The organism is Pseudomonas sp. NFX183 (assembly GCF_047943075.1).
GTDB lineage: Bacteria > Pseudomonadota > Gammaproteobacteria > Pseudomonadales > Pseudomonadaceae > Aquipseudomonas.
The window spans coordinates 631210-649709 of sequence record NZ_CP181333.1 but is presented as its reverse complement, the minus strand read 5'-3'; the positions used below and the strand labels follow the sequence as shown (position 1 = coordinate 649709).

The 18500-nt window shown below is 61.2% G+C and carries 18 protein-coding genes; 11 read left to right on the top strand and 7 right to left on the bottom strand.

Annotation, left to right across the window (positions count from 1 at the left end; translation table 11 throughout):
- Window positions 1-115: 115 nt before the first annotated feature.
- Together ACM530_RS03180 and ACM530_RS03175 are read left to right on the top strand one after the other, a co-directional pair.
- Window positions 116-826, top strand: a complete 711-nt coding sequence (locus ACM530_RS03180; protein WP_416364250.1) for a response regulator — start codon at window positions 116-118, stop codon at window positions 824-826.
- Complete coding sequence (locus ACM530_RS03175) at window positions 823-2244, top strand: ATP-binding protein (RefSeq protein ID WP_416364249.1); 1422 nt, start codon at window positions 823-825, stop codon at window positions 2242-2244. The genes ACM530_RS03180 and ACM530_RS03175 overlap by 4 nt, the downstream gene beginning before the upstream one ends.
- Before the next feature lie 127 nt (window positions 2245-2371).
- Here ACM530_RS03175 and ACM530_RS03170 read toward each other — a convergent pair whose 3' ends face one another.
- Genes ACM530_RS03170 through ACM530_RS03155 form a run of 4 tightly spaced genes read right to left on the bottom strand, consistent with a single transcriptional unit; the run spans window position 2372 to window position 4043 of the window.
- Entirely contained in the window at window positions 2372-2572 is a 201-nt protein-coding gene (locus tag ACM530_RS03170; protein ID WP_003189235.1) for an SEC-C metal-binding domain-containing protein, read from the bottom strand.
- Window positions 2569-3051 (bottom strand): LEA type 2 family protein, encoded by a 483-nt coding sequence (locus tag ACM530_RS03165; RefSeq protein WP_106577128.1) that lies wholly within the window; start codon window positions 3049-3051, stop codon window positions 2569-2571. Before ACM530_RS03165 ends, ACM530_RS03170 begins: the two co-directional genes overlap by 4 nt.
- A 21-nt stretch (window positions 3052-3072) precedes the next feature.
- Window positions 3073-3543, bottom strand: coding sequence for a YchJ family protein (locus tag ACM530_RS03160; protein ID WP_145161945.1), 471 nt, complete (start codon window positions 3541-3543; stop codon window positions 3073-3075).
- Window positions 3544-3545: 2 nt separating this feature from the next.
- Window positions 3546-4043 (bottom strand): DUF6231 family protein, encoded by a 498-nt coding sequence (locus tag ACM530_RS03155; RefSeq protein ID WP_145161948.1) that lies wholly within the window; start codon window positions 4041-4043, stop codon window positions 3546-3548.
- Window positions 4044-4233: 190 nt separating this feature from the next.
- Here ACM530_RS03155 and ACM530_RS03150 point away from each other — a divergent pair, with 190 nt between their 5' ends.
- The 3 genes from ACM530_RS03150 (at window position 4234) to ACM530_RS03140 (ending at window position 6134) form a co-directional block, all read left to right on the top strand.
- A complete protein-coding gene (locus ACM530_RS03150; RefSeq protein WP_369300778.1) occupies window positions 4234-4929 on the top strand; it encodes an OmpA family protein in 696 nt (231 codons plus the stop codon).
- A gap of 160 nt (window positions 4930-5089) precedes the next feature.
- Complete coding sequence (locus ACM530_RS03145) at window positions 5090-5383, top strand: DUF1145 domain-containing protein (RefSeq protein WP_404487245.1); 294 nt, start codon at window positions 5090-5092, stop codon at window positions 5381-5383.
- Complete coding sequence (locus ACM530_RS03140; RefSeq protein WP_145161956.1) at window positions 5376-6134, top strand: collagen-like protein; 759 nt, start codon at window positions 5376-5378, stop codon at window positions 6132-6134. The genes ACM530_RS03145 and ACM530_RS03140 overlap by 8 nt, the downstream gene beginning before the upstream one ends.
- A 155-nt stretch (window positions 6135-6289) precedes the next feature.
- Here ACM530_RS03140 and ACM530_RS03135 read toward each other — a convergent pair whose 3' ends face one another.
- Entirely contained in the window at window positions 6290-6754 is a 465-nt protein-coding gene (locus tag ACM530_RS03135; protein WP_119738805.1) for a CopD family protein, read from the bottom strand.
- 99 nt (window positions 6755-6853) lie between these two features.
- Here ACM530_RS03135 and dinG point away from each other — a divergent pair, with 99 nt between their 5' ends.
- From dinG to ACM530_RS03105, 6 genes are all read left to right on the top strand, one after another.
- Window positions 6854-8998, top strand: a complete 2145-nt coding sequence (gene dinG / locus ACM530_RS03130; RefSeq protein WP_416364248.1) for an ATP-dependent DNA helicase DinG — start codon at window positions 6854-6856, stop codon at window positions 8996-8998.
- Between the two features lie 98 nt (window positions 8999-9096).
- Window positions 9097-11394 carry a beta-galactosidase gene (locus ACM530_RS03125; RefSeq protein ID WP_416364247.1) on the top strand — a complete coding sequence of 766 codons (2298 nt, stop codon included), beginning with the start codon at window positions 9097-9099 and terminating at the stop codon, window positions 11392-11394.
- 82 nt (window positions 11395-11476) lie between these two features.
- Complete coding sequence (locus tag ACM530_RS03120; RefSeq protein WP_369300773.1) at window positions 11477-12622, top strand: serine hydrolase domain-containing protein; 1146 nt, start codon at window positions 11477-11479, stop codon at window positions 12620-12622.
- Window positions 12623-12765: 143 nt separating this feature from the next.
- Window positions 12766-13926 (top strand): OmpA family protein, encoded by a 1161-nt coding sequence (locus ACM530_RS03115; protein ID WP_242194247.1) that lies wholly within the window; start codon window positions 12766-12768, stop codon window positions 13924-13926.
- Window positions 13927-13953: 27 nt separating this feature from the next.
- Window positions 13954-14601, top strand: a complete 648-nt coding sequence (gene pdxH / locus ACM530_RS03110; protein ID WP_416364246.1) for a pyridoxamine 5'-phosphate oxidase — start codon at window positions 13954-13956, stop codon at window positions 14599-14601.
- A gap of 266 nt (window positions 14602-14867) precedes the next feature.
- The gene (locus tag ACM530_RS03105) at window positions 14868-15332 is read left to right on the top strand and encodes a glycine zipper 2TM domain-containing protein (RefSeq protein WP_003189251.1); all 465 of its coding nucleotides are present in this window, start codon (window positions 14868-14870) and stop codon (window positions 15330-15332) included.
- A gap of 88 nt (window positions 15333-15420) precedes the next feature.
- On the opposite strand, the gene ACM530_RS03100 is transcribed toward ACM530_RS03105, so the two are convergent.
- Window positions 15421-17043 (bottom strand): methyl-accepting chemotaxis protein, encoded by a 1623-nt coding sequence (locus ACM530_RS03100; protein WP_242194245.1) that lies wholly within the window; start codon window positions 17041-17043, stop codon window positions 15421-15423.
- A gap of 196 nt (window positions 17044-17239) precedes the next feature.
- Entirely contained in the window at window positions 17240-18415 is a 1176-nt protein-coding gene (gene nhaA, locus ACM530_RS03095) for a Na+/H+ antiporter NhaA (RefSeq protein WP_416364245.1), read from the bottom strand.
- Window positions 18416-18500: the final 85 nt, after the last annotated feature.

Sequence of the window (18500 nt, the reverse complement as noted above, 5' to 3'; positions counted from 1 at the left end):
GTTTGTATCGCTGATGCGTGATTATGGTTTCCCACAACATTCCATTACATTTGCGCTTACCACTGGCTGAGCTTTCGGCTATCTCCTGCGTTTTGAGTTTTCGGATTGACTGCCCATGGCAAAGCTTGACCACCTGTTGATCGTTGATGACGACCCGCAAATCCGCCAACTGCTCTGCGACTATTTGAGTGACGCGGGCTTTCAGGTGTCCACCGCCGCCGACGGCAAGGAAATGCGCCGCCGCCTGGCGCTGAACGTGATCGACCTGATCGTGCTCGACCTGATGCTGCCCGGCGAAGACGGCCTGAGCCTGTGCCGGGAGCTGCGGGTCAGCTCCAACACGCCGGTGGTAATGCTCACGGCCAAGGGCTCGTTGATCGATCGCATCGTCGGCCTGGAAATCGGTGCCGACGACTACCTGCCCAAACCCTTCGACCCGCGTGAATTGCTGGTGCGCATCAAGGTGGTGTTGCGCCGGGTACAGAGTTTTCCGGACCGTGCGCGCCTGGATGAGGCGCCGAGCATTCGGTTCGCGGGCTGGCAACTCGACACCCGGGCGCGGCAACTGCTCAGCCCCGAAGGCGTGGTGGTCAGCCTGGGCAATTCGGATTACCGCGTGTTGCGCCTGTTGTTGCAGCACCCGAACCGCCCATTGAGCCGCGACTTTCTGCTCAACCATGTGTTCGACAAGGACAGCACGCCGTTCGACCGCTCCATCGACGTGTGCGTCAGCCGCCTGCGCTCGCAGCTGCCGGGGGGGCTGATCAAGACCGTGCGCAACGAGGGTTATATGCTCACCGCCGATGACGTGGTGCTGGGCGCGTGAGGCTGCTGCCGCGTTCGCTGTTCGGGCGCCTGGTGCTGATTTTGGTCAGCGGCATGCTCGCGGCCCAGGCGCTGACCAGCAGCATCTGGTACGACCGGCGTCATGGCCAGGTGCTGGAAATCCCCGCACGGCTGATCGCCACGCGTTTGGCGGACGTGGTGCGCGTGATGCACAGCGACCCGCAGCAGGCCGACCATTTGATCCAGCTGCTTGATGCGCCGCACTTTCGGCTGACCTTGAGCGACCAGGCCAGCAACACGCCCAGCACGCTCAACGACAGCGACCGGCCCACCGAACGCCTGATCAAGCAGGTGTTGGCGCAGAAAACCGGCTACGCGCAAACCTTGAGCCTTTTACGCCTGTCGCTGGTCGATGGCCAAGGGCAGACCGCCGGGCTCTCAACCTTGCTCAGCTCCAAGCCGGTGGTCGGGCAGTTTCTGATCGACCTGCGCCTGCCCGATGGGCGCTGGTTGCACGTGGACGCCAGTGAAGAGCAGGGCTGGACCAGTACCTCACCGCTGGACCTGTGGTTCGATTACGTGATGCGCATCTATTTGCTGCGGGTGCTGGTGCTGGTGGTCATCGCCCTGGTGGCGGTGCGCCTGGCCATCCGCCCGCTGAATGCCCTGGCCAAGGCCGCCGAGGCGCTGGGTCGGGACATCCAGCGCCCACCGTTACCGGTGGATGGCCCGACTGAAGTGCGCCGCGCCGCCCAGGCGTTTAATGCGATGCAGCAACGGCTGATCGCCAATATCGCCGAGCGCACGCGCTTTCTTGCGGCCATTTCCCACGACCTGCGCTCGCCGATCACACGCCTGCGTTTGCGCACGGAAATGCTCGAAGACACGCGCACCCAGGAGCGTTTTCGCAGCGACCTGGAAGAAATGGAACACATGGTGGCCAGCACCCTGGACTTTGTCAGCAGCGGTGAGATCAACGAGACGCGACAGAACATCGACATCAATGCCTTGCTGCAAAGCCTGCAGGCGGACCTGGAAGACGTGGGCGAAAGCGTGACCATCATTGGCCGGGCGAAGCAGCCGCTGCCGGGGTATGCGCGCAGTCTCAAACGCTGTGTGCAGAACTTGCTGGAAAACGCGGTGCGTTACGGCTGCGAGGTGGTGGTGCAGGTTGAGGATCAGGCGGACAGTTTGAGGATCGTCATCAGTGACCGTGGCCCGGGGATTCCCCAGGAGCAGTTGGAGCAGGTGATGGAACCGTTTTACCGGGTGGAAGGTTCACGCAATGCCGAAACTGGCGGGTATGGGTTGGGGTTGAGCATTGCGCATACGATTGCGCGGGCGCATGAGGGGCGGTTGAGTTTGAGTAATCGGGAAGGCGGCGGCTTGGAGGTGGTGCTGCTGTTGTGGCGAGCGGGCTTGCCCCGCGTTGGGGTGCGAAGCAGCCCCAAAACCTGAGATTGCGTTCTGTTTGAGGAAACGCGTTGATCTTATTGGGGCTGCTGCGCAGCCCAACGCGGGGCGAGCCCGCTCGCCACAATAAGCCCGCTCGCCATAGCAAGCCGGCTTCTGCGGGGTCAGGGCATCAGGCCCCGTGGCACTTCTTGAATTTCTTCTCGCTGCCGCATGGGCAAGGATCGTTGCGGCCGACGTCTTTCAGGGCGTTGCGCACCGGCTCCTGGTGAGCGTGGCCGCAGTTCGGGCCGTGGACATGGCCGTGGTCATGATCATGGTGGTCGTGATCGTGGTTGCAGTCAGGACCATGGACATGGGGTTGCTGAGTCATCGATGTCGCTCCGGAATAAAATCGCCGGGGATTATCTCGCCATTGTGGTTCACCTGCACGTCATTACCGATGAATAATCCGGTTTTCAGCTCGCCTTCCAGGCGATAGGGCACGGGTTTGCTCGGGTTTTTAAGCATCTGTACCACATCGCGTATCTGCGGCCAGAGGTTGGTTCGCACCTTCACCCGGAAAAAAGCATGGCCGCGCGGTGGTACGGTCAGCCATTCGTTGGACTCGCCTTCGGTCAGCACGAAATCGCCCAGGCTGACTTTGTAGATCAGGCCGCGCACCGTGAGGTCGGCGTCGTCGCGGTTATCCACGCGAAAGTAGAGCTTGAAGCGCTGCTCGAGCAATTTGGCGCGCACCACTTCAACCTTCACCAGGGAGACATGAGGCGGGGGCGAGCTGTCCTCGAACCAGGACGCGCACCCGGTGAGGCCCAGGGTCAACGCCAGCATCAAGCTGTACATCCGGAGCATGGCGTTTTCCCTGTCAGTTGATTAGAGGTAGCTGGAGCAGCACTTCTTGAATTTCTGCCCACTGCCGCACAAACATACATCATTGCGCCCGGCCTTCACCTCCACTGTCGGGTCGATGAAGTACCAGCGCCCCTCATTCTGTACGAAAGAGGACTGCTCGCGGTGGCTGTGTTCCCCGGTGCTGTCATGCCAGCGAGCGGTGAACGTCACGAACGCATGCTCCGGCTGGCCGCCAAACACTTCGGAGCTTTCCACTTCAAGGCCGAGCCAGGTGCTCTGCGCACTCCAGGCGCCGATGGCGGCGCGGTCCAGTCCGGCTTGTTGCGCGGGCAAAGTAGTGGCTACCAGGTAGTCCACCAACCCCAGCACGTAGGCGCTATAGCGCGAACGCATCAACGCGGTGGCGCAGGGCGCCGGGTGGCCGGCGTGATAATGGCCGCAGCACGCATCCAGCAGATTGCCGCTGCCACACGGGCAAATGGGTGTACTCATGGTTACCACCAATACTTTCCGAAGTTTTCCGGGTTGGCCCAGAAGCGGGCGTTGAGCCAGTCCGGCACTTGTTTATAGTCAAGCAGATCATAGGTAAACAGCGTCAGAACCTGATCATCACGCTGGAAGCGCTCACCGGCTTGCAGCGCCAGAGAGAAAAAATCGGTCTCCTTCCAGCCGCAGGCGTTCAGGTCTGCCAGCACCGCAATGCGACTGGCATTGAGGTTGCGAATGCCGCCGAGCAGCGTCAGGCCTTGCGGTTTTGACAGGTGCTCCAGGCAATCGACCACCAGCGCCAGGTCAAAACGCTGCGCCGCAAGTTCTGCCGGTAACGGCCCGGGCGCGGCAATCGCTACCTGGGTGTCCGGGTGCTCGGCCTCAAAGGCCTCCAGCGCCGGGAACTGGCTGGCACCCAACAACAACAGGCGTTTGGGCTGGTGCAAATCCAGCAAGGCGGCCAGCGCTTGCTGTGGCGTACGGGAAGAAATACCAGCGGTCATCAGAGATCCTCACATCAGGACCCTAGAGACTAGCGCGGCTGAGCGTGCGGGCCTAGAGCGGGCGGCGTGCAAAAGTCCTGCACACAGGGCGATCTCCAATAAACACGGGGGTGCGGCGCAGTGGCGCAGATGAAAAGAGCGGTCTTTACTCCACCCGTCGGCCCCCGCCGATCCCCTCAGGAGAAATCAGATGAGCATCATGCGGACAGCTCTACCCTTGGTTCTGCTAACCGGAGTATTGACAGGTTGCGCAGGTTTGCAAAAAACCGATTGGCCCACCTGTGCAGCCGTCGGTGGTGTGACCGGCGCAGCGATTGGCGCCACTCAAAGTTCGGCATACGCGGGTTATGGCGCGCTGCTGGTCGGCGGCATGGCGGGCGCCTATTGCTGGGTGCACGGTGATGGCGACGAAGATGGCGATGGCGTGCCGGACAGCCGCGACAAGTGCCCGGGCACGCCTAAGGGCGTGCAGGTTGATGTCAATGGCTGCCCACCTGTGCCAGTGGCGGCCGTGGTGGAAGAGGTGGTCGTGGTCAAGGAAGAAACCATCGTGATCCGCGATGTGCACTTTGAGTTCGACTCGGCCAGGCTGACGGCGGCGGATAAAACCAAGCTCGACACCATCGCCACGCGCCTCAAACGTGAAGCCCCGAGCGCGCAGTTGCGGGTCAGCGGGCATACCGACAGCGTCGGCAAAGACGCCTACAACCAGAAACTCTCGGAAAAACGCGCGCACTCGGTCACCGATTACCTGGTGAGCGCGGGCGTGCCGCGCAGCAACTTTGTATCGGTGGTGGGCGCGGGTGAAAGTCAGCCGGTGGCCGATAACAAAACCGCTGACGGTCGAGCCTTGAACCGTCGTGTGGAAATCAAAATCAACCGCTGACGGCCTTTGCCCCTGTGGGAGCCACAGGGGCATTGCTGGCGATCCTCGCCGAAACCGCAAGCAAACCGTGCCTTTATCAAGTTTTTTCATCCTTCACTGGCAAATCGCCTGCAGAAGTCGGTACTGTGCGCCCAAAGAATAATAGGCAGGGGCATGCAGGATGAAGGTGTTTTGGGGGCTGGGAAAGTTTCTGACGTTGCTGTTCTGGGTTGTGGTGGTGGTCAATTTATTGCGGCCGCTCGCCAATCCGTTTCACCTGTTGGTCAGTCTGGCCGGCAGTCTGCTGTTGCTTACTCATCTGTTGGAATTGCTGTTGTTCAACAGCAGCCTGAAACACCGTGCCCACCCCTGGCGTGACCGCCTGCAGATTCTGCTGGTGGGGATGTTCCATGTGCGGGGCCTGTCGGCACCTGCCGTTATTGATGAAGCAAACAAGGAGGCCAATCATGCGTAAGGTTTTTCTGTTGGCCCTGTTGGTCAGCCCCATTGCCCTGGCGCAGAGCGTCAGTGTTGAAACCAACTCGCTGATGCGCCTGCCCAGCAGCACCAACGTTTTGCAGCTCGAACGCCTGGATGTGGCGGATTACGGCACGTTGCTGGTTCCGGCGACCATCAGCCAAGTGACGGTGGATGAGCTGCATTTGGGCCGTGAAGCGCGGATCGCCATCGCCCCCGGCAATACCGCGCTGCAGTTGCAAGTGCGTAATGCGCAACTGGAACATGGCAGCCAGATCACTTCGCGCGGTGCTCCCGGTACCCACGAAAGGCCCGCCAAGGCGGGGCGTGACTTGGTCCTGCGCATCAACGCGCTGACCGCCGATGAACTGTCGGTGGACGCCCGTGGCGGCGCCGGGGCCCAAGGCTATGCCGGCCTGGATGGCGCCAATGGCGTGGACCCGGGCTGCACCTGGGGTTCAGCCGGGCGCGGCGCCAATGGCGACAATGGCGGTGATGGCCTGCCAGGCGCAGCGGGCGCGACCGTACGCGTCGAGCTGCCGCAGAGCTTCCCGGCCGAGCAGATCAAGGTCTGGGTGGATGGCGGTGCGGGCGGTTTGGCCGGCACGGCCGGTAAACCGGGCAAAGGTGGGCAATCCAAGGGCTGCCTGGTGTACCGCGCCGATGGTGGCCAGAAGGGCCGGCCAGGGTTGGAAGGGCAACCGGGGCCGGCTGGGCCTGCGGGTGCTGTGACTATCCAAAGGCTCTAACGCCTCATTGTGGCGAGCGGGCTTGCCCCGCGTTGGGCTGCAAAGCAGCCCCAATAAGGCCACCGCGTTTTTACAGATGTTATGCGCCGTCTGGTTTCAGGGCTGCTTCGCAGCCCAACGCGGGGCAAGCCCGCTCGCCACTGTAGTCGGCAGCTTCAGAACATCGGCCGAGCTGAAGCAATCGCCACCACCACCAGGCCGATAATCAGGTTAATCCCCACCAGCTTGCGAATCTGCCCCAGCGCAGCCGCACCCGCCGGCCAGTCCTCGGCCGCTACCGCTGTGCGCAGTTCCGGGAATTTCAACGCCTGGATACGGATAAACAGCGCAGTCATCACCAGATACAAGCCCATCATCACCTGCACATAGCGCGGTGCGGTCTCAAAACCACTGAAGCGCAGTTGCAGCAGGCCGATGCCGCTGATCGGCAAAACCAGCACCGCCACCCAGACCCACACGAAAAAACGTTGAAACACATTCGCCCACAGCTTGAGCCGGGCAGGGCCCTCAAGTGCCGCCATGGCGGCGGGGCGCAGGATCATCCAGGCGAAAAACATACCGCCGACCCACACCAGGGCGGCCAATACATGCAGGGTGTAAGCGAGGCTAAACGCGGTCATTGTGGTACTCCGTTCTGCGCGGGATTAATTAGCGGGGTATGATAGCGGCCGATCCGAACCACTGAAAATTTATCCAGCGTTTTTTGCGCCCGACTATCCATGATCAGCACTGAACTCAAAACCACGATCCAGGGCGCCTATTCGCGTTTTCTCGAAGCCAAGAGCTTGAAACCGCGCTACGGCCAACGCCTGATGATCGCCGAAGTGGCCAAAGTCCTCGGGGATATCGACACCGACGACGAAGGTCGGCGCAGTGGCGACCCCGCGGTCGTGGCCGTCGAGGCCGGCACCGGTACCGGCAAAACCGTGGCCTACAGCCTGGCCGCGATTCCTACCGCCAAGGCCGCCGGCAAGCGCCTGGTGATTGCCACCGCCACCGTCGCCCTGCAGGAGCAGATCGTCTACAAAGACCTGCCCGACCTGATGCGCAACAGCGGCCTGAACTTCACCTTCGCCCTGGCCAAGGGCCGTGGGCGCTACATGTGCCTGTCCAAGCTCGACGTATTGCTGCAGGAAGGTCACGCCCAGACCGCCACGGCATCGCTGTTCGAAGAGGAAGGCTTCAAGATCGAGGTTGATGAAGTCAGCCAGAAGCTGTTTACCAGCATGATCGAGAAACTTGCCGGCAACAAATGGGATGGCGACCGCGACAGCTGGCCCACCGCCCTGGAAGACGCCGACTGGGCGCGCCTGACCACCGACCACAGCCAGTGCACCAACCGGCATTGCCCCAACTTCGGCCAGTGCGCCTTCTACAAGGCCCGCGAGGGCATGGGCAAGGTCGATGTGATTGTCACCAACCACGACATGGTCCTGGCTGACCTGGCCCTGGGCGGCGGCGCTGTATTGCCGGACCCGCGCGACACCCTTTACGTATTCGACGAAGGGCACCACTTGCCCGATAAGGCCATCGGCCATTTCGCCCACTACACCCGTTTGCGTTCCACCGCCGACTGGCTCGAAACCACCGCCAAGAACCTGACCAAATTGCTCGCCCAGCACCCGTTGCCCGGCGATCTGGGCAAGCTGATCGAGCAGGTGCCGGAGCTGGCGCGCGAGATCAAGACCCAGCAGCAATTCATGTTCAGCGCCTGCGAGCAGGTCGCCGACTTCAAGCCCGGCGAAGACGTTGAAGGCCGCGAACGGCCGCGTCATCGCTTCGTCGGCGGCTTGATCCCCGAGCACATGCGTGAAATGGGTATCGAGCTGAAGAAAGGCTTCTCACGGCTGACCGACCTGTTCACCCGCCTGACCGACCTGCTCAAGGAAGGCATGGACGGCGAGGTCAATATCGGTATCGCCAGCAACCAGGCCGAGGAATGGTACCCCCTGTTCGGCAGCCTGCTGTCGCGCGCCCAGGGCAATTGGGAGCTGTGGACCGCCTTTACCGTCGAAGACCCCGAAGACGACCCGCCCATGGCGCGCTGGCTGACCTTGTCCGAAAGCGGTGCGCTGTTTGATATCGAGGTCAACGCCAGCCCGATCCTCGCCGCCGAAATGCTGCGCCGTAACCTGTGGAACGTGGCCTACGGCTGCCTGGTAACCTCGGCCACGCTGACCGCGCTGGGCACTTTCGACCGTTTCCGCATGCGTGCCGGGCTGCCGAAAAAGGCCGTCACCGCCGTGGTGCCGAGCCCGTTTCACCATGCCGATGCCGGTGTGCTGCGAGTGCCGGACCTCAAGGCCGACCCGCGCGACGCGGCCGCGCACACCGCGGCGATCATCCGCGACTTGCCGGACCTGGTGGAAGGTTCACGCGGCACCCTGGTGCTGTTCTCCTCGCGTAAACAGATGCAGGACGTGTTCGACGGCCTTGACCGCGACTGGCGCAAGCAGGTGTTCATCCAGGGCAACCTGTCCAAACAGGAAACCTTGAACAAGCACAAAGCGCGTGTTGATGGCGGTGATTCCAGCGTGTTGTTCGGCCTGGCCAGTTTCGCCGAAGGCGTGGACTTGCCCGGTGCCTACTGTGAACACGTGGTGATCGCCAAGATCCCGTTCTCGGTACCGGATGACCCGGTCGAGGCGGCCTTGGCCGAATGGATCGAAGCCCGTGGCGGTAACCCGTTCATGGAAATCTCGGTGCCGGATGCTTCCTTGAAGCTGGTCCAGGCCTGCGGGCGCTTGCTGCGTACCGAGGAAGACCGGGGCACCATCACCTTGCTCGACCGCCGTTTGGTCACGCAACGCTATGGCAAGGCTATCCTCAATGCTTTGCCGCCTTTCAGGCGCGAAATTTCTTAAGCCACTGTGGGCGAATTCGCCCACTTCGTGGTCTATCTCACTGCCAACGCTTTACGTCATCAGGCCATTCACCGGCCGTTTGGGAGAACCTTGTTCGTATGATTCGCACGCTGCCCGCTCTGTTTGCCTTGTTGTTCGCCGCGCCCTTGATGGCCGCGCCTGCCGGGCAACAAACGCTGTTCAATTTCGTCCGGCCTGCCGATGTGGTCAAGGTCGCGACCCAGGACGCGAGCCTGCCGCAATACAACGCCGAACAAACCGCTGAGGGCGAGGTGCTGCGCCGCATTACCTTCAACCCGGCGGCCGAACCGAGCCTGGTGCTCAGCCCGCAGACCGGCGTGTGGGACTGGTCGCAGTCCGGCGCCATGAGCCTGCGTATCCAAAGCGCCATGGACTGGGCGCTGACCCTCTACGTCAAGGTGCAGAGCACCGACGGCCAGACGCTGGTCAGCCGCATCGACCTGCCGGCCGGCCCCGCCCAAACCCTGCTGATTCCGCTGCAGGCCAACTCGCCGCTGAGCCAGGGCATGAAGGCCGGGCCGCCGATGCCGATTACTGTGGAGGGCCAGCGTGTGCTGTTGGCCAGCAGCGCCGGGGCAATCGATCGTAGCCAGGTGGCGTCGGTCACCCTGTCGATGATCAAGCCCAATGCTGCCCAAAGCATCCTGCTGGAACGCTTTGGCGTGCAGGAAAGCGAGCCGGTGCTGAAGGCTGCCTACAGCGCACTGGTAGATGCGTATGGTCAGTCCACGCGCGCGCGTTGGCCGGAAAAAGTCAGCAGCGATGAACAACTCAAAGCCGCTGCGGCCAAGGAGCAGCAACAGCTCAAGGGCTGGCTGGCTGAGCGCGACAAGTCTGCCCTGGACCAATATGGCGGCTGGAACAAAGGCCCGGCGTTCGAAGCAAGCGGCTTTTTCCGCACCGAGAAGCGCGACGGGCGCTGGTACCTGGTGACGCCGGAAGGCCATCCGTTCTACTCCCTGGGCGTCAATACGGTTGCTCCGGACGATAACCAAACCTACGTGGCCGGCCGCGAATGGATGTTTGCCGCGCTGCCCAAGTCCGGTGAGCCGTTCGACAAGTATTACGGCAGTGCGGATAACCGTGGCGGCAACGGCGCTGACCAGGGCCGGGGCTTTAATGTGGGGCGTTGGTACGACTTCTATGGCGCCAACCTGCAGCGCACCTATGACACGCAGGGTTTTGACCACAAGCGCTGGGTCACGCACACGCTGGACCGCCTGCAAGCCTGGGGTTTCAACACCGTGGGCAACTGGAGCGACGAGGATTTGGCCAGCGCCGACCGCGTGCCGTACACCTTGCCGCTGTCGATTGTCGGTGACTACGCCAGCATCAGCACCGGCACTGACTGGTGGGGCGGCATGCCCGACCCGTTCGACCCGCGTTTCGCCATGGCCACCGAGCGCGCGGTGGCGATCGCGGCCCGCGATCACCGCGACGACCCGTGGCTGATCGGCTTTTTTGCCGACAACGAGCTGGCCTGGGCCGGCCCTGGCGACGATCCAAAATCGCGTTACGCCCTGGCCTACGGGACCTTGCGCATGACCACCGACGTGCCGGCCAAACGTGCGTTCCTCAAACAACTGCGTGACAAATACCGCAACGAAGAAGGCCTCTCCAAAGCCTGGGGCATTCACCTGTCGGGCTGGGAGCTGATGGAAGACCCGGGCTTCGAGCCACCGATGCCGAGCCCTGAGCACCCGGAAATCGAAGCGGACTTCAAGTACTTCCAGAAGACCTTCGCCGATGCCTATTTCAAGACCATCTCCGATTCGTTGAAGTGGCACGCGCCCAACCAGTTGCTGCTGGGTGGCCGCTACGCCGTCAGCACCCCGGAAGCCGTAGCGTCCTGCGCCCAGTATTGCGATGTGCTGAGCTTCAACATGTACACCCTCAAGCCTCAGGACGGTTACGACTTCGCCGCCCTGCGTGCGTTGGATAAGCCGGTACTGATCACCGAATTCAACTTCGGCTCGGCGGATCGCGGTCCGTTCTGGGGCGGCGTGACTCAGTTGGCCAAGGAAGAAGACCGTGGCGTGGCGTACAGCAACTTCCTCAAGCAAGCCATGGCTGAGCCGTCGATCGTCGGCGTGCATTGGTTCCAATACCTGGATCAACCGGTGACGGGGCGTCTGCTGGACGGTGAAAACGGCCACTTTGGCCTTGTAGGCATCACGGATGTGCCGTTCCAGGGCTTTGTCGACAGCGTGCGCAAGAGCAACCTGGCGGCCGTCGACCAACTGGGCAAGGAAGCCGAAAAAGCCAAGGCCGCCAGCGGGGTGCGTGAGAGCGAAGCCAGCAAGTCGGGGCACGACGGCAGAGGCGCGGGGCAGGGCGCCGGGCATGCTGGCGGTCACTCTGGAAATGGCCATTGATTCATATTTGACGGGTTCACAAAACCGCCAATGACTGGAACAATGTCGGCCACTTATTACGGTGTTTTCCGAGGCGGCTTAGGTGCAGATTCAGGGTCATTACGAGCTCCAGTTCGAAGCGGTACGTGAGGCATTCGCCGCGTTGTTCGATGACCCGCAGGAGCGTGGTGCCGGGCTGTGTATCCAGATCGGCGGCGAAACCGTTGTCGACCTGTGGGCCGGCACCGCCGACAAGGACGGTGCCGAGGCCTGGCACAGCGACACCATCGTCAATCTGTTTTCCTGCACCAAGACCTTCACCGCCGTGACGGCCCTGCAATTGGTGGCCGAGGGCAAGTTGCAACTCGACGCCCCTGTCGCCAACTACTGGCCCGAGTTTGCCGCAGCCGGTAAGGAAGCCATCACCCTGCGCCAGCTGCTCTGCCACCAGGCCGGGTTGCCGGCGATTCGCGAAATGCTCCCCGCCGAAGCCCTCTATGACTGGCAACTGATGGTCGACACCCTGGCGGCCGAAGCCCCATGGTGGACGCCCGGCCAAGGCCACGGCTACGAGGCCATCACGTATGGGTGGCTGGTCGGTGAATTGTTGCGTCGCGCCGACGGGCGTGGGCCCGGTGAATCAATTGTTGCGCGGGTTGCGCGGCCATTGGGGCTGGACTTTCATGTTGGCCTGGCGGACGAAGAGTTTTATCGCGTTGCGCATATAGCGCGCGGCAAAGGCAATATGGGCGATGAAGCCGCTCAACGATTATTGCAAGTTATGATGCGCGAACCTGCGGCCATGACAACGCGTGCATTTGCCAACCCACCGTCTATTCTGACAAGCACTAATAAGCCCGAATGGCGGCGCATGCAGCAGCCGGCGGCAAATGGTCACGGTAATGCGCGTAGCCTGGCGGGGTTTTATAGCGGATTGTTGGACGGTAGTTTGCTCGAAGCGGACATGCTCGAACAATTGACCCGCGAACACAGTATCGGACCGGATAAAACTTTATTGACACAAACCCGTTTCGGCTTGGGCTGCATGTTGGATCAACCGCACTTGCCCAATGCGACGTTCGGCCTTGGCCCACGTGCGTTTGGGCATCCGGGCGCGGGTGGTTCGGTCGGTTTTGCCGATCCGGAACATGATGTAGCATTTGGTTTCGTGACTAATACACTGGGGCCTTATGTACTTATGGACCCGCGTGCACAGAAGTTGGTCGGAATATTGGCCGGTTGTCTGTAAAGAGCTTGCTGTTTCACGTTTTTTTGTTACAAAGGCAACTATAAGAAGGCGCTGAACGAAATTTTGTAACTTTAATGTTCTGTAAGCGTCTGTTTAACGGGTCAACCAGACCCTCCGGTTTTTTCTCATTTTGTGGATATCTCATGTTATCGAACAAGTCCTTGGCACTGGCGCTGTGCCTCACAATTACGGGTTGCGCACAAACTCCACAAAATGATGCCGAAGGTGGGCATTGGTGGTCATTTGGATCAGACAAGGCTGCTACCAAGGACGCAGTAACCAAAACCGACGCCATGCCGGATGCAAAACCAGCCGCTGGCGCCAAGCCTGCAGCCCCGGTTGCCGCCGCCGCTGCTCCAGCGCCTGCCGCTGCTGCCGCACCTGCGCCCGTGGCCAAGGCCGAGACCGGCTCCAGCTGGTGGCCGTTCGCCTCTAAAAGCGCCGATGAAAAAGCGGCTGATGCCAAAGCCGATCTGAAAGCCGACCTCAAGGCTGCAGACCCGACGACTCCGGCCGTCGCCAAGACCGACACCGACACCAAGTGGTGGTGGCCTTTCGAAAGCAAGCCAAAACCATTGGCCAAGGTCGACGTGACCAACGTGCCGATGCCTGACCCGAAAATCACTCAAGCCTGGCTGGACGACTATGAGCCGCGCCTGCGTGCGGCCATCAAGGACAGCAACCTGCAATTGGAGCGTCGCGAGAACGTATTGGTCGTGATCGCCCCGGTTGATGGCTCTTACAACCCGAAGCGTCCTGCGATGCTGCTGCCGGTTACGTTGGGCCCGTTCACTCGCGTGGCCAAGGCGGTTGAAGGCGATCCGAAAACCGCTGTGTTGGTCTTAGGCCACGTCGACACCAATGGTGCCGAGCCCGCGAGCCAGGCGTTGACCCGCGAGCGCGCGCAGTCCATCGCTTCGATTTTCAGTCTCAGCGGCTTGAAGCAGGATCGCCTGATGATGCGTGGCATGGGCGACCTTATGCCGCGGGCTGCCAACGATAGCAATCAGGGGCGTGCGCTGAACCGTCGCATGGAAATCATGTTCACTCAGCGTACAACGATGTTGGCGTTGTTGAGCAAGTACAACTCGGGCAAGCCACCGGTTGCGGAAATGGTTGCCGTGCAGACTGCACCCGCTCCCGTACCGGCGCCTGCTGCGAAAAAAGCCGCTCCGGCGAAAAAGGCTCCGGTCAAGAAAGCCGCTGCCAAGCCCGTTGCGAAAAAAGCGGCCGCCAAGCCGGCCGCGAAAAAAGCCGCACCCAAGGCCGACGCTCCAGCGACAAACGACCAGGCGAAAAACTGATCTGCTGAACCAGAAGGATAAAGCCGCATGACCCAGGCACTGGCCGATATGCGCCGTGACTACACACGGGACGGTTTGAGCGAGGCCCAGGCCCCGGGCGAGCCGTTTGCATTGTTCCACCAGTGGTTTGCCGATGCGGTGAAAACCGAGCAACCACCGGTGGAAGCCAATGCCATGACTCTGGCCACGGTCGACCTGGACGGTCGTCCGCACTGTCGTATCCTGTTGCTCAAGGGCCTGGATACACAGGGTTTTACCTTCTTCACCAATTATCAGAGTGCCAAAGGCGAACAGCTTGCGGCACAGCCGTTTGCAGCCATGACCTTCTTCTGGCCCACCCTGGAGCGCCAGGTGCGCATCGAAGGGCGGGTGGTCAAGGTCACGCCCGAAGAGTCGGATGCTTATTTTCAGGTCCGCCCGTTGGGCAGCCGTCTTGGGGCTTGGGCGTCACCGCAGAGCCGGGTCATCCGTGATCGCGAAGAGCTGCAAGACTTGCTAAAGGCCACCGAGCAGCGTTTCAGCGACATCCAACCTGATTGCCCTGAGCATTGGGGCGGGTATCGCTTGCTGCCCGAGCGTATCGAGTTCTGGCAGGGTCGCGCCAGTCGCCTGCATGATCGCCTCAACTACCGCCTGCAAGCCGGCGAGTGGACTCGTGAGCGCCTCGCGCCCTGAGTTTCACCTTTCGTCACCTCGTTCGAATGTTGCCCTCCACGGCGAAGTCTTTATCCATAAGTCTTCGGCGTGTGCTGCTGCGCGACTACAATAATGATGAACGCGTCCATGACATTCTTCGGAACAGTTGAGTGCAACCGTTCGTCTATTTTTCTGGTGCTGGCAGTCTGTACTAAGGCTGAATGAAAGCAATTTTCTGCGGTACTCGCCGTGACAGGCGCCAAGCCGCAGCGTCTAATGAATACCTGTCCTTTGGAGTTGATGCTATGCGTAAGTCCGTTTTACTAGTTGCCTGCTTTACCACCCTGTCGTTGCTGTTGGGTGGCTGCGCCTCGAGTCTGACCGGCGACTCGTACTCCCGTGACGAGGCGCGTCGTGTACAGACCGTTCGCATGGGCACCATTGAATCCCTGCGTCCAGTGAAAATCGAAGGCACCAAGACCCCAATCGGCGGCGCTGCTGGCGCCGTGATCGGCGGCGTTGGCGGCAGCGCCATCGGCGGCGGCCGTGGCAGCATTGTTACCGCTGTGATCGGCGCCGTAGCCGGCGGCCTGCTGGGCTCGGCCACCGAAGAAGGCCTGACCCGCACCCAAGGCGTGGAAATCACCGTTCGCGAAGACGACGGCAGCATGCGTGCCTACGTCCAAGCCGTGCAGGAAAATGAAATCTTCCGCATCGGCGACCGTGTACGCATCATGACCGTTGACGGTACCAGCCGCGTTACTCGCTAAACGCCGGCCCTGAAATACAAAACCCCAACCGAGTGATCGGTTGGGGTTTTTTATTGCAAGCGCGGTGTGCCGCGCACGCTGCGTGACGTCAAACCTGGAAGTGCTTGACCATCGTGTTCAACTCATGCGCCAGGCTGGCGAGGGATTGCGAGGCTGCGGTCGTTTGAGTCGAGCCCTCTGCCGACTGAATCGACAGCTGCTGAATGTTCAGCAAGTTGCGATCGACTGCTCGAGCAACGTCGGCTTGTTCCGCCGCCGCCGTGGTAATCACCAGGTTGCGGTCATTGATCTCATCGTTGGCAGCCAGGATGTCTGCCAGCGCTTGTTGCGCCAGCTCGGCCAGCCCCAAGGTTTGCTGAGTCATGGCGCTGCTGTCGAGCATGGTGTTGACGGTGCTGGCCGTGTTGGCCTGAATGCTGCCGATCATCTGCTCGATTTCCTGGGTCGATTGGGCGGTGCGATGGGCCAGTGCACGAACCTCGTCGGCGACCACGGCGAAACCACGTCCGGCCTCACCGGCACGCGCAGCTTCGATGGCGGCGTTAAGCGCCAGCAGGTTGGTTTGCTCGGCAATGGTGCGGATCACATCGAGTACTTTGCCGATGCCTTTAGCCTGTTCGGCGAGGCCGCCAACTTGCCCTGAGCTGACCTCGACCCCACGGGTCAGCGCTTGAATCGAATTCAATGCCTCGCCCATGCGCTGTTGGCCCTTCAACGCAATGCTGCGCGATTCCTGGGACAGGTCGGAGGTCGATGCTGCGTTTCGCGCAACCTCCTCAATCGCAGTGGTCATCTGAGTGACGGCCGTGGCTGCCTGCTCGATTTCGCCATGTTGCTGTTGCAGGTCGCGGCTACCCTCGGCGGTGACGGCATTCAACTCTTCGGCAGCAGCGGCCAGTTGGCTGGATGAGCCGGTGATTTGCCGCAAGGTCTGCACCAGGTTGTTTCGCATGGTTTCTTGCGCCCGCAGCAAGCGGGTGGCTTCGTCATTGCCCGTAGGGTTTATGGGATGGGTGAGGTCGCCCTTGGCGATGGTTTCGGCCACCTGCACCGCTTCAATGATGGGGCCGGTAATGCTGCGGGTCAGTAACCAGGCCACCAGCACTGTGCCGGCACTGACCAGCAAAATGACGATGGTGATGCCGCTCACCGCATGTTGGTAAGCGCCTACGGAGGTTTGGCCGGCCTGTTCGGCGCCTTTGTTGGCGAGGTCGATCAACTGGTCGAAGTTCTTGGTCATCTGCTCGTAGCTTTCTCGAATGCTGTTGAGAAAGTCGCGGGCGCCGGCTTTGTCGCCCGAGCGCGAGCGCTTGAGCATTTCGGTATGGTTCTTCGCGTAGGCATCCAGGCTTTGGTTGAACACATCCAGACGCGATTTTTCCTCGGATGTGCGTAGCAGCGCGGCATATTGGGTCAGCTGTTCCTTGACGCTTTTCAGGCGGCCAGCGGATTTGTCTTCATAGGTCTGCATCTCCGCATCGCTTGCCGACAGGATGTGCGCCATTTCGCCCAAGCGAAAACGGTCGAGCGACGCGTTGGCCAGGGCCAGAATCCTGACACGCTGCATCCAGTTGTTCTGAATGTCGGCAGCCTGGGACTGGACTTCGCCAATCTGCTTGAGGGCGAACAGACCGAGAAACACACTCAGCGACGCAATAGCTGCGAAGCCAATGAAGGCTCTGGCAGCGATTCTTATATTTCTCAGGAACATGGGATTTTCGCTCGGCTGGATACGCGTTGGAGAGCTGTGTCGGGCGGGTGTCCCTGGCAGGAACAGTGCTAGCGACACAATCACTAATCGGCGGCGCGCGCAAAGTCTTTAGGCGTTTGAGGCAAGTGTCCTCTTCAGAAAGAGAAAAACCCCAATCGGGCTCACCGATTGGGGTTTTTGGGTGCCTTCAGAACCCTCAGGCTTTCTTGCGACTCGCCATCGCGGTCACGGCATAACCCATACACGCGGCCAGGATCGACCCGGTCAGAATGCCCATTCGATCCTCCCCGGCGAATTCGCTGGCACCCGGCACGAACGCCAGTGAGCCGACAAACAGGCTCATGGTAAAGCCGATACCGCACAGGATCGCCACCCCGAACACCTGGCCCCAGTTCGCGCCGCTGGGCAGCGCGGCAAGGCCGGTCTTGATGGCGAGCCAGGTGAGGCCGAACACGCCGATGGTCTTGCCGATCAACAGGCCGGCGGCGATGCCCATTGGCACATGGTGAGTGAAGCTTTCCAGGCTCACGCCGGCCAGGGAAACGCCCGCGTTGGCGAAGGCAAACAGCGGCAGGATGGCGTAGGCCACCCACGGGTGCAGGGCGTGTTCCAGTGTCTGCAGGGGCGAGGGCTCGGCATTTTTGGTGCGCAGCGGGATGCAGAAGGCCAGGGTCACGCCGGCCAGCGTGGCGTGCACGCCACTTTTGAGCACACACACCCACAGGATCAGACCAATGATCAGGTAGGGCCCGAGTTTGATCACGCCCAGGCGGTTCATCGCGATCAAGGCAATCAGGCATGCGCCTGCACCCGCCAGAGCAGCGCCGGACAGGTCCGCGGAGTAGAACACGGCGATGACGATGATTGCGCCGAGGTCATCAATGATGGCCAGGGTCATCAGGAACAGTTTCAGCGACACCGGCACGCGCTTGCCCAGCAGGGCGAGCACGCCCAGTGCAAAAGCGATGTCGGTGGCCATGGGGATCGCCCAGCCGGAGAGTGCGGCGGGGTAGTCCTTGTTGATCGCCCAGTAGATCAGCGCCGGCACCACCATGCCGCCAATGGCTGCGGCGCCCGGCAGTACCACTTGCGAGGGTTTGGACAGGTGGCCATCGAGCAGCTCGCGCTTTACCTCCAGGCCGATCAGCAGGAAGAACAAGGCCATCAGGCCGTCGTTGATCCACAGCAGGGCAGGCTTGGCGATTTTCAGCGCGCCAATCTGTGCCACCACTGGTACGTCGAGAAAGGCGTTGTAGAGGTGCGACAACGGTGAATTGTTGATGATCAGCGCCAAGGCCGCAGCGGCGATCAACAACAGACCGCTGGCGGCTTCCAGCTGGAAGAAACGGGTGAAAGTGCTACGCAGAGGCAAGGGATGCTCTCCAATCCAGGTTCAATAGGTGGGTACCCTAACCCGTACCGTTAGTTGTTAAAACAAAAGTTATATTCTTATTTGT

Bases quoted from the DNA above. Each gene is read 5' to 3' on its own strand.
- ACM530_RS03180 (WP_416364250.1), top strand. From the start codon at position 116: ATGGCAAAGCTTGACCACCTGTTGATCGTTGATGACGACCCGCAAATC.
- ACM530_RS03170 (WP_003189235.1), bottom strand. From the start codon at position 2,572: ATGACTCAGCAACCCCATGTCCATGGTCCTGACTGCAACCACGATCAC.
- ACM530_RS03165 (WP_106577128.1), bottom strand. From the start codon at position 3,051: ATGCTCCGGATGTACAGCTTGATGCTGGCGTTGACCCTGGGCCTCACC.
- ACM530_RS03160 (WP_145161945.1), bottom strand. From the start codon at position 3,543: ATGAGTACACCCATTTGCCCGTGTGGCAGCGGCAATCTGCTGGATGCG.
- ACM530_RS03155 (WP_145161948.1), bottom strand. From the start codon at position 4,043: ATGACCGCTGGTATTTCTTCCCGTACGCCACAGCAAGCGCTGGCCGCC.
- ACM530_RS03150 (WP_369300778.1), top strand. From the start codon at position 4,234: ATGAGCATCATGCGGACAGCTCTACCCTTGGTTCTGCTAACCGGAGTA.
- ACM530_RS03145 (WP_404487245.1), top strand. From the start codon at position 5,090: ATGAAGGTGTTTTGGGGGCTGGGAAAGTTTCTGACGTTGCTGTTCTGG.
- ACM530_RS03140 (WP_145161956.1), top strand. From the start codon at position 5,376: ATGCGTAAGGTTTTTCTGTTGGCCCTGTTGGTCAGCCCCATTGCCCTG.
- ACM530_RS03135 (WP_119738805.1), bottom strand. From the start codon at position 6,754: ATGACCGCGTTTAGCCTCGCTTACACCCTGCATGTATTGGCCGCCCTG.
- dinG (WP_416364248.1), top strand. From the start codon at position 6,854: ATGATCAGCACTGAACTCAAAACCACGATCCAGGGCGCCTATTCGCGT.
- ACM530_RS03125 (WP_416364247.1), top strand. From the start codon at position 9,097: ATGATTCGCACGCTGCCCGCTCTGTTTGCCTTGTTGTTCGCCGCGCCC.
- ACM530_RS03115 (WP_242194247.1), top strand. From the start codon at position 12,766: ATGTTATCGAACAAGTCCTTGGCACTGGCGCTGTGCCTCACAATTACG.
- pdxH (WP_416364246.1), top strand. From the start codon at position 13,954: ATGACCCAGGCACTGGCCGATATGCGCCGTGACTACACACGGGACGGT.
- ACM530_RS03105 (WP_003189251.1), top strand. From the start codon at position 14,868: ATGCGTAAGTCCGTTTTACTAGTTGCCTGCTTTACCACCCTGTCGTTG.
- ACM530_RS03100 (WP_242194245.1), bottom strand. From the start codon at position 17,043: ATGTTCCTGAGAAATATAAGAATCGCTGCCAGAGCCTTCATTGGCTTC.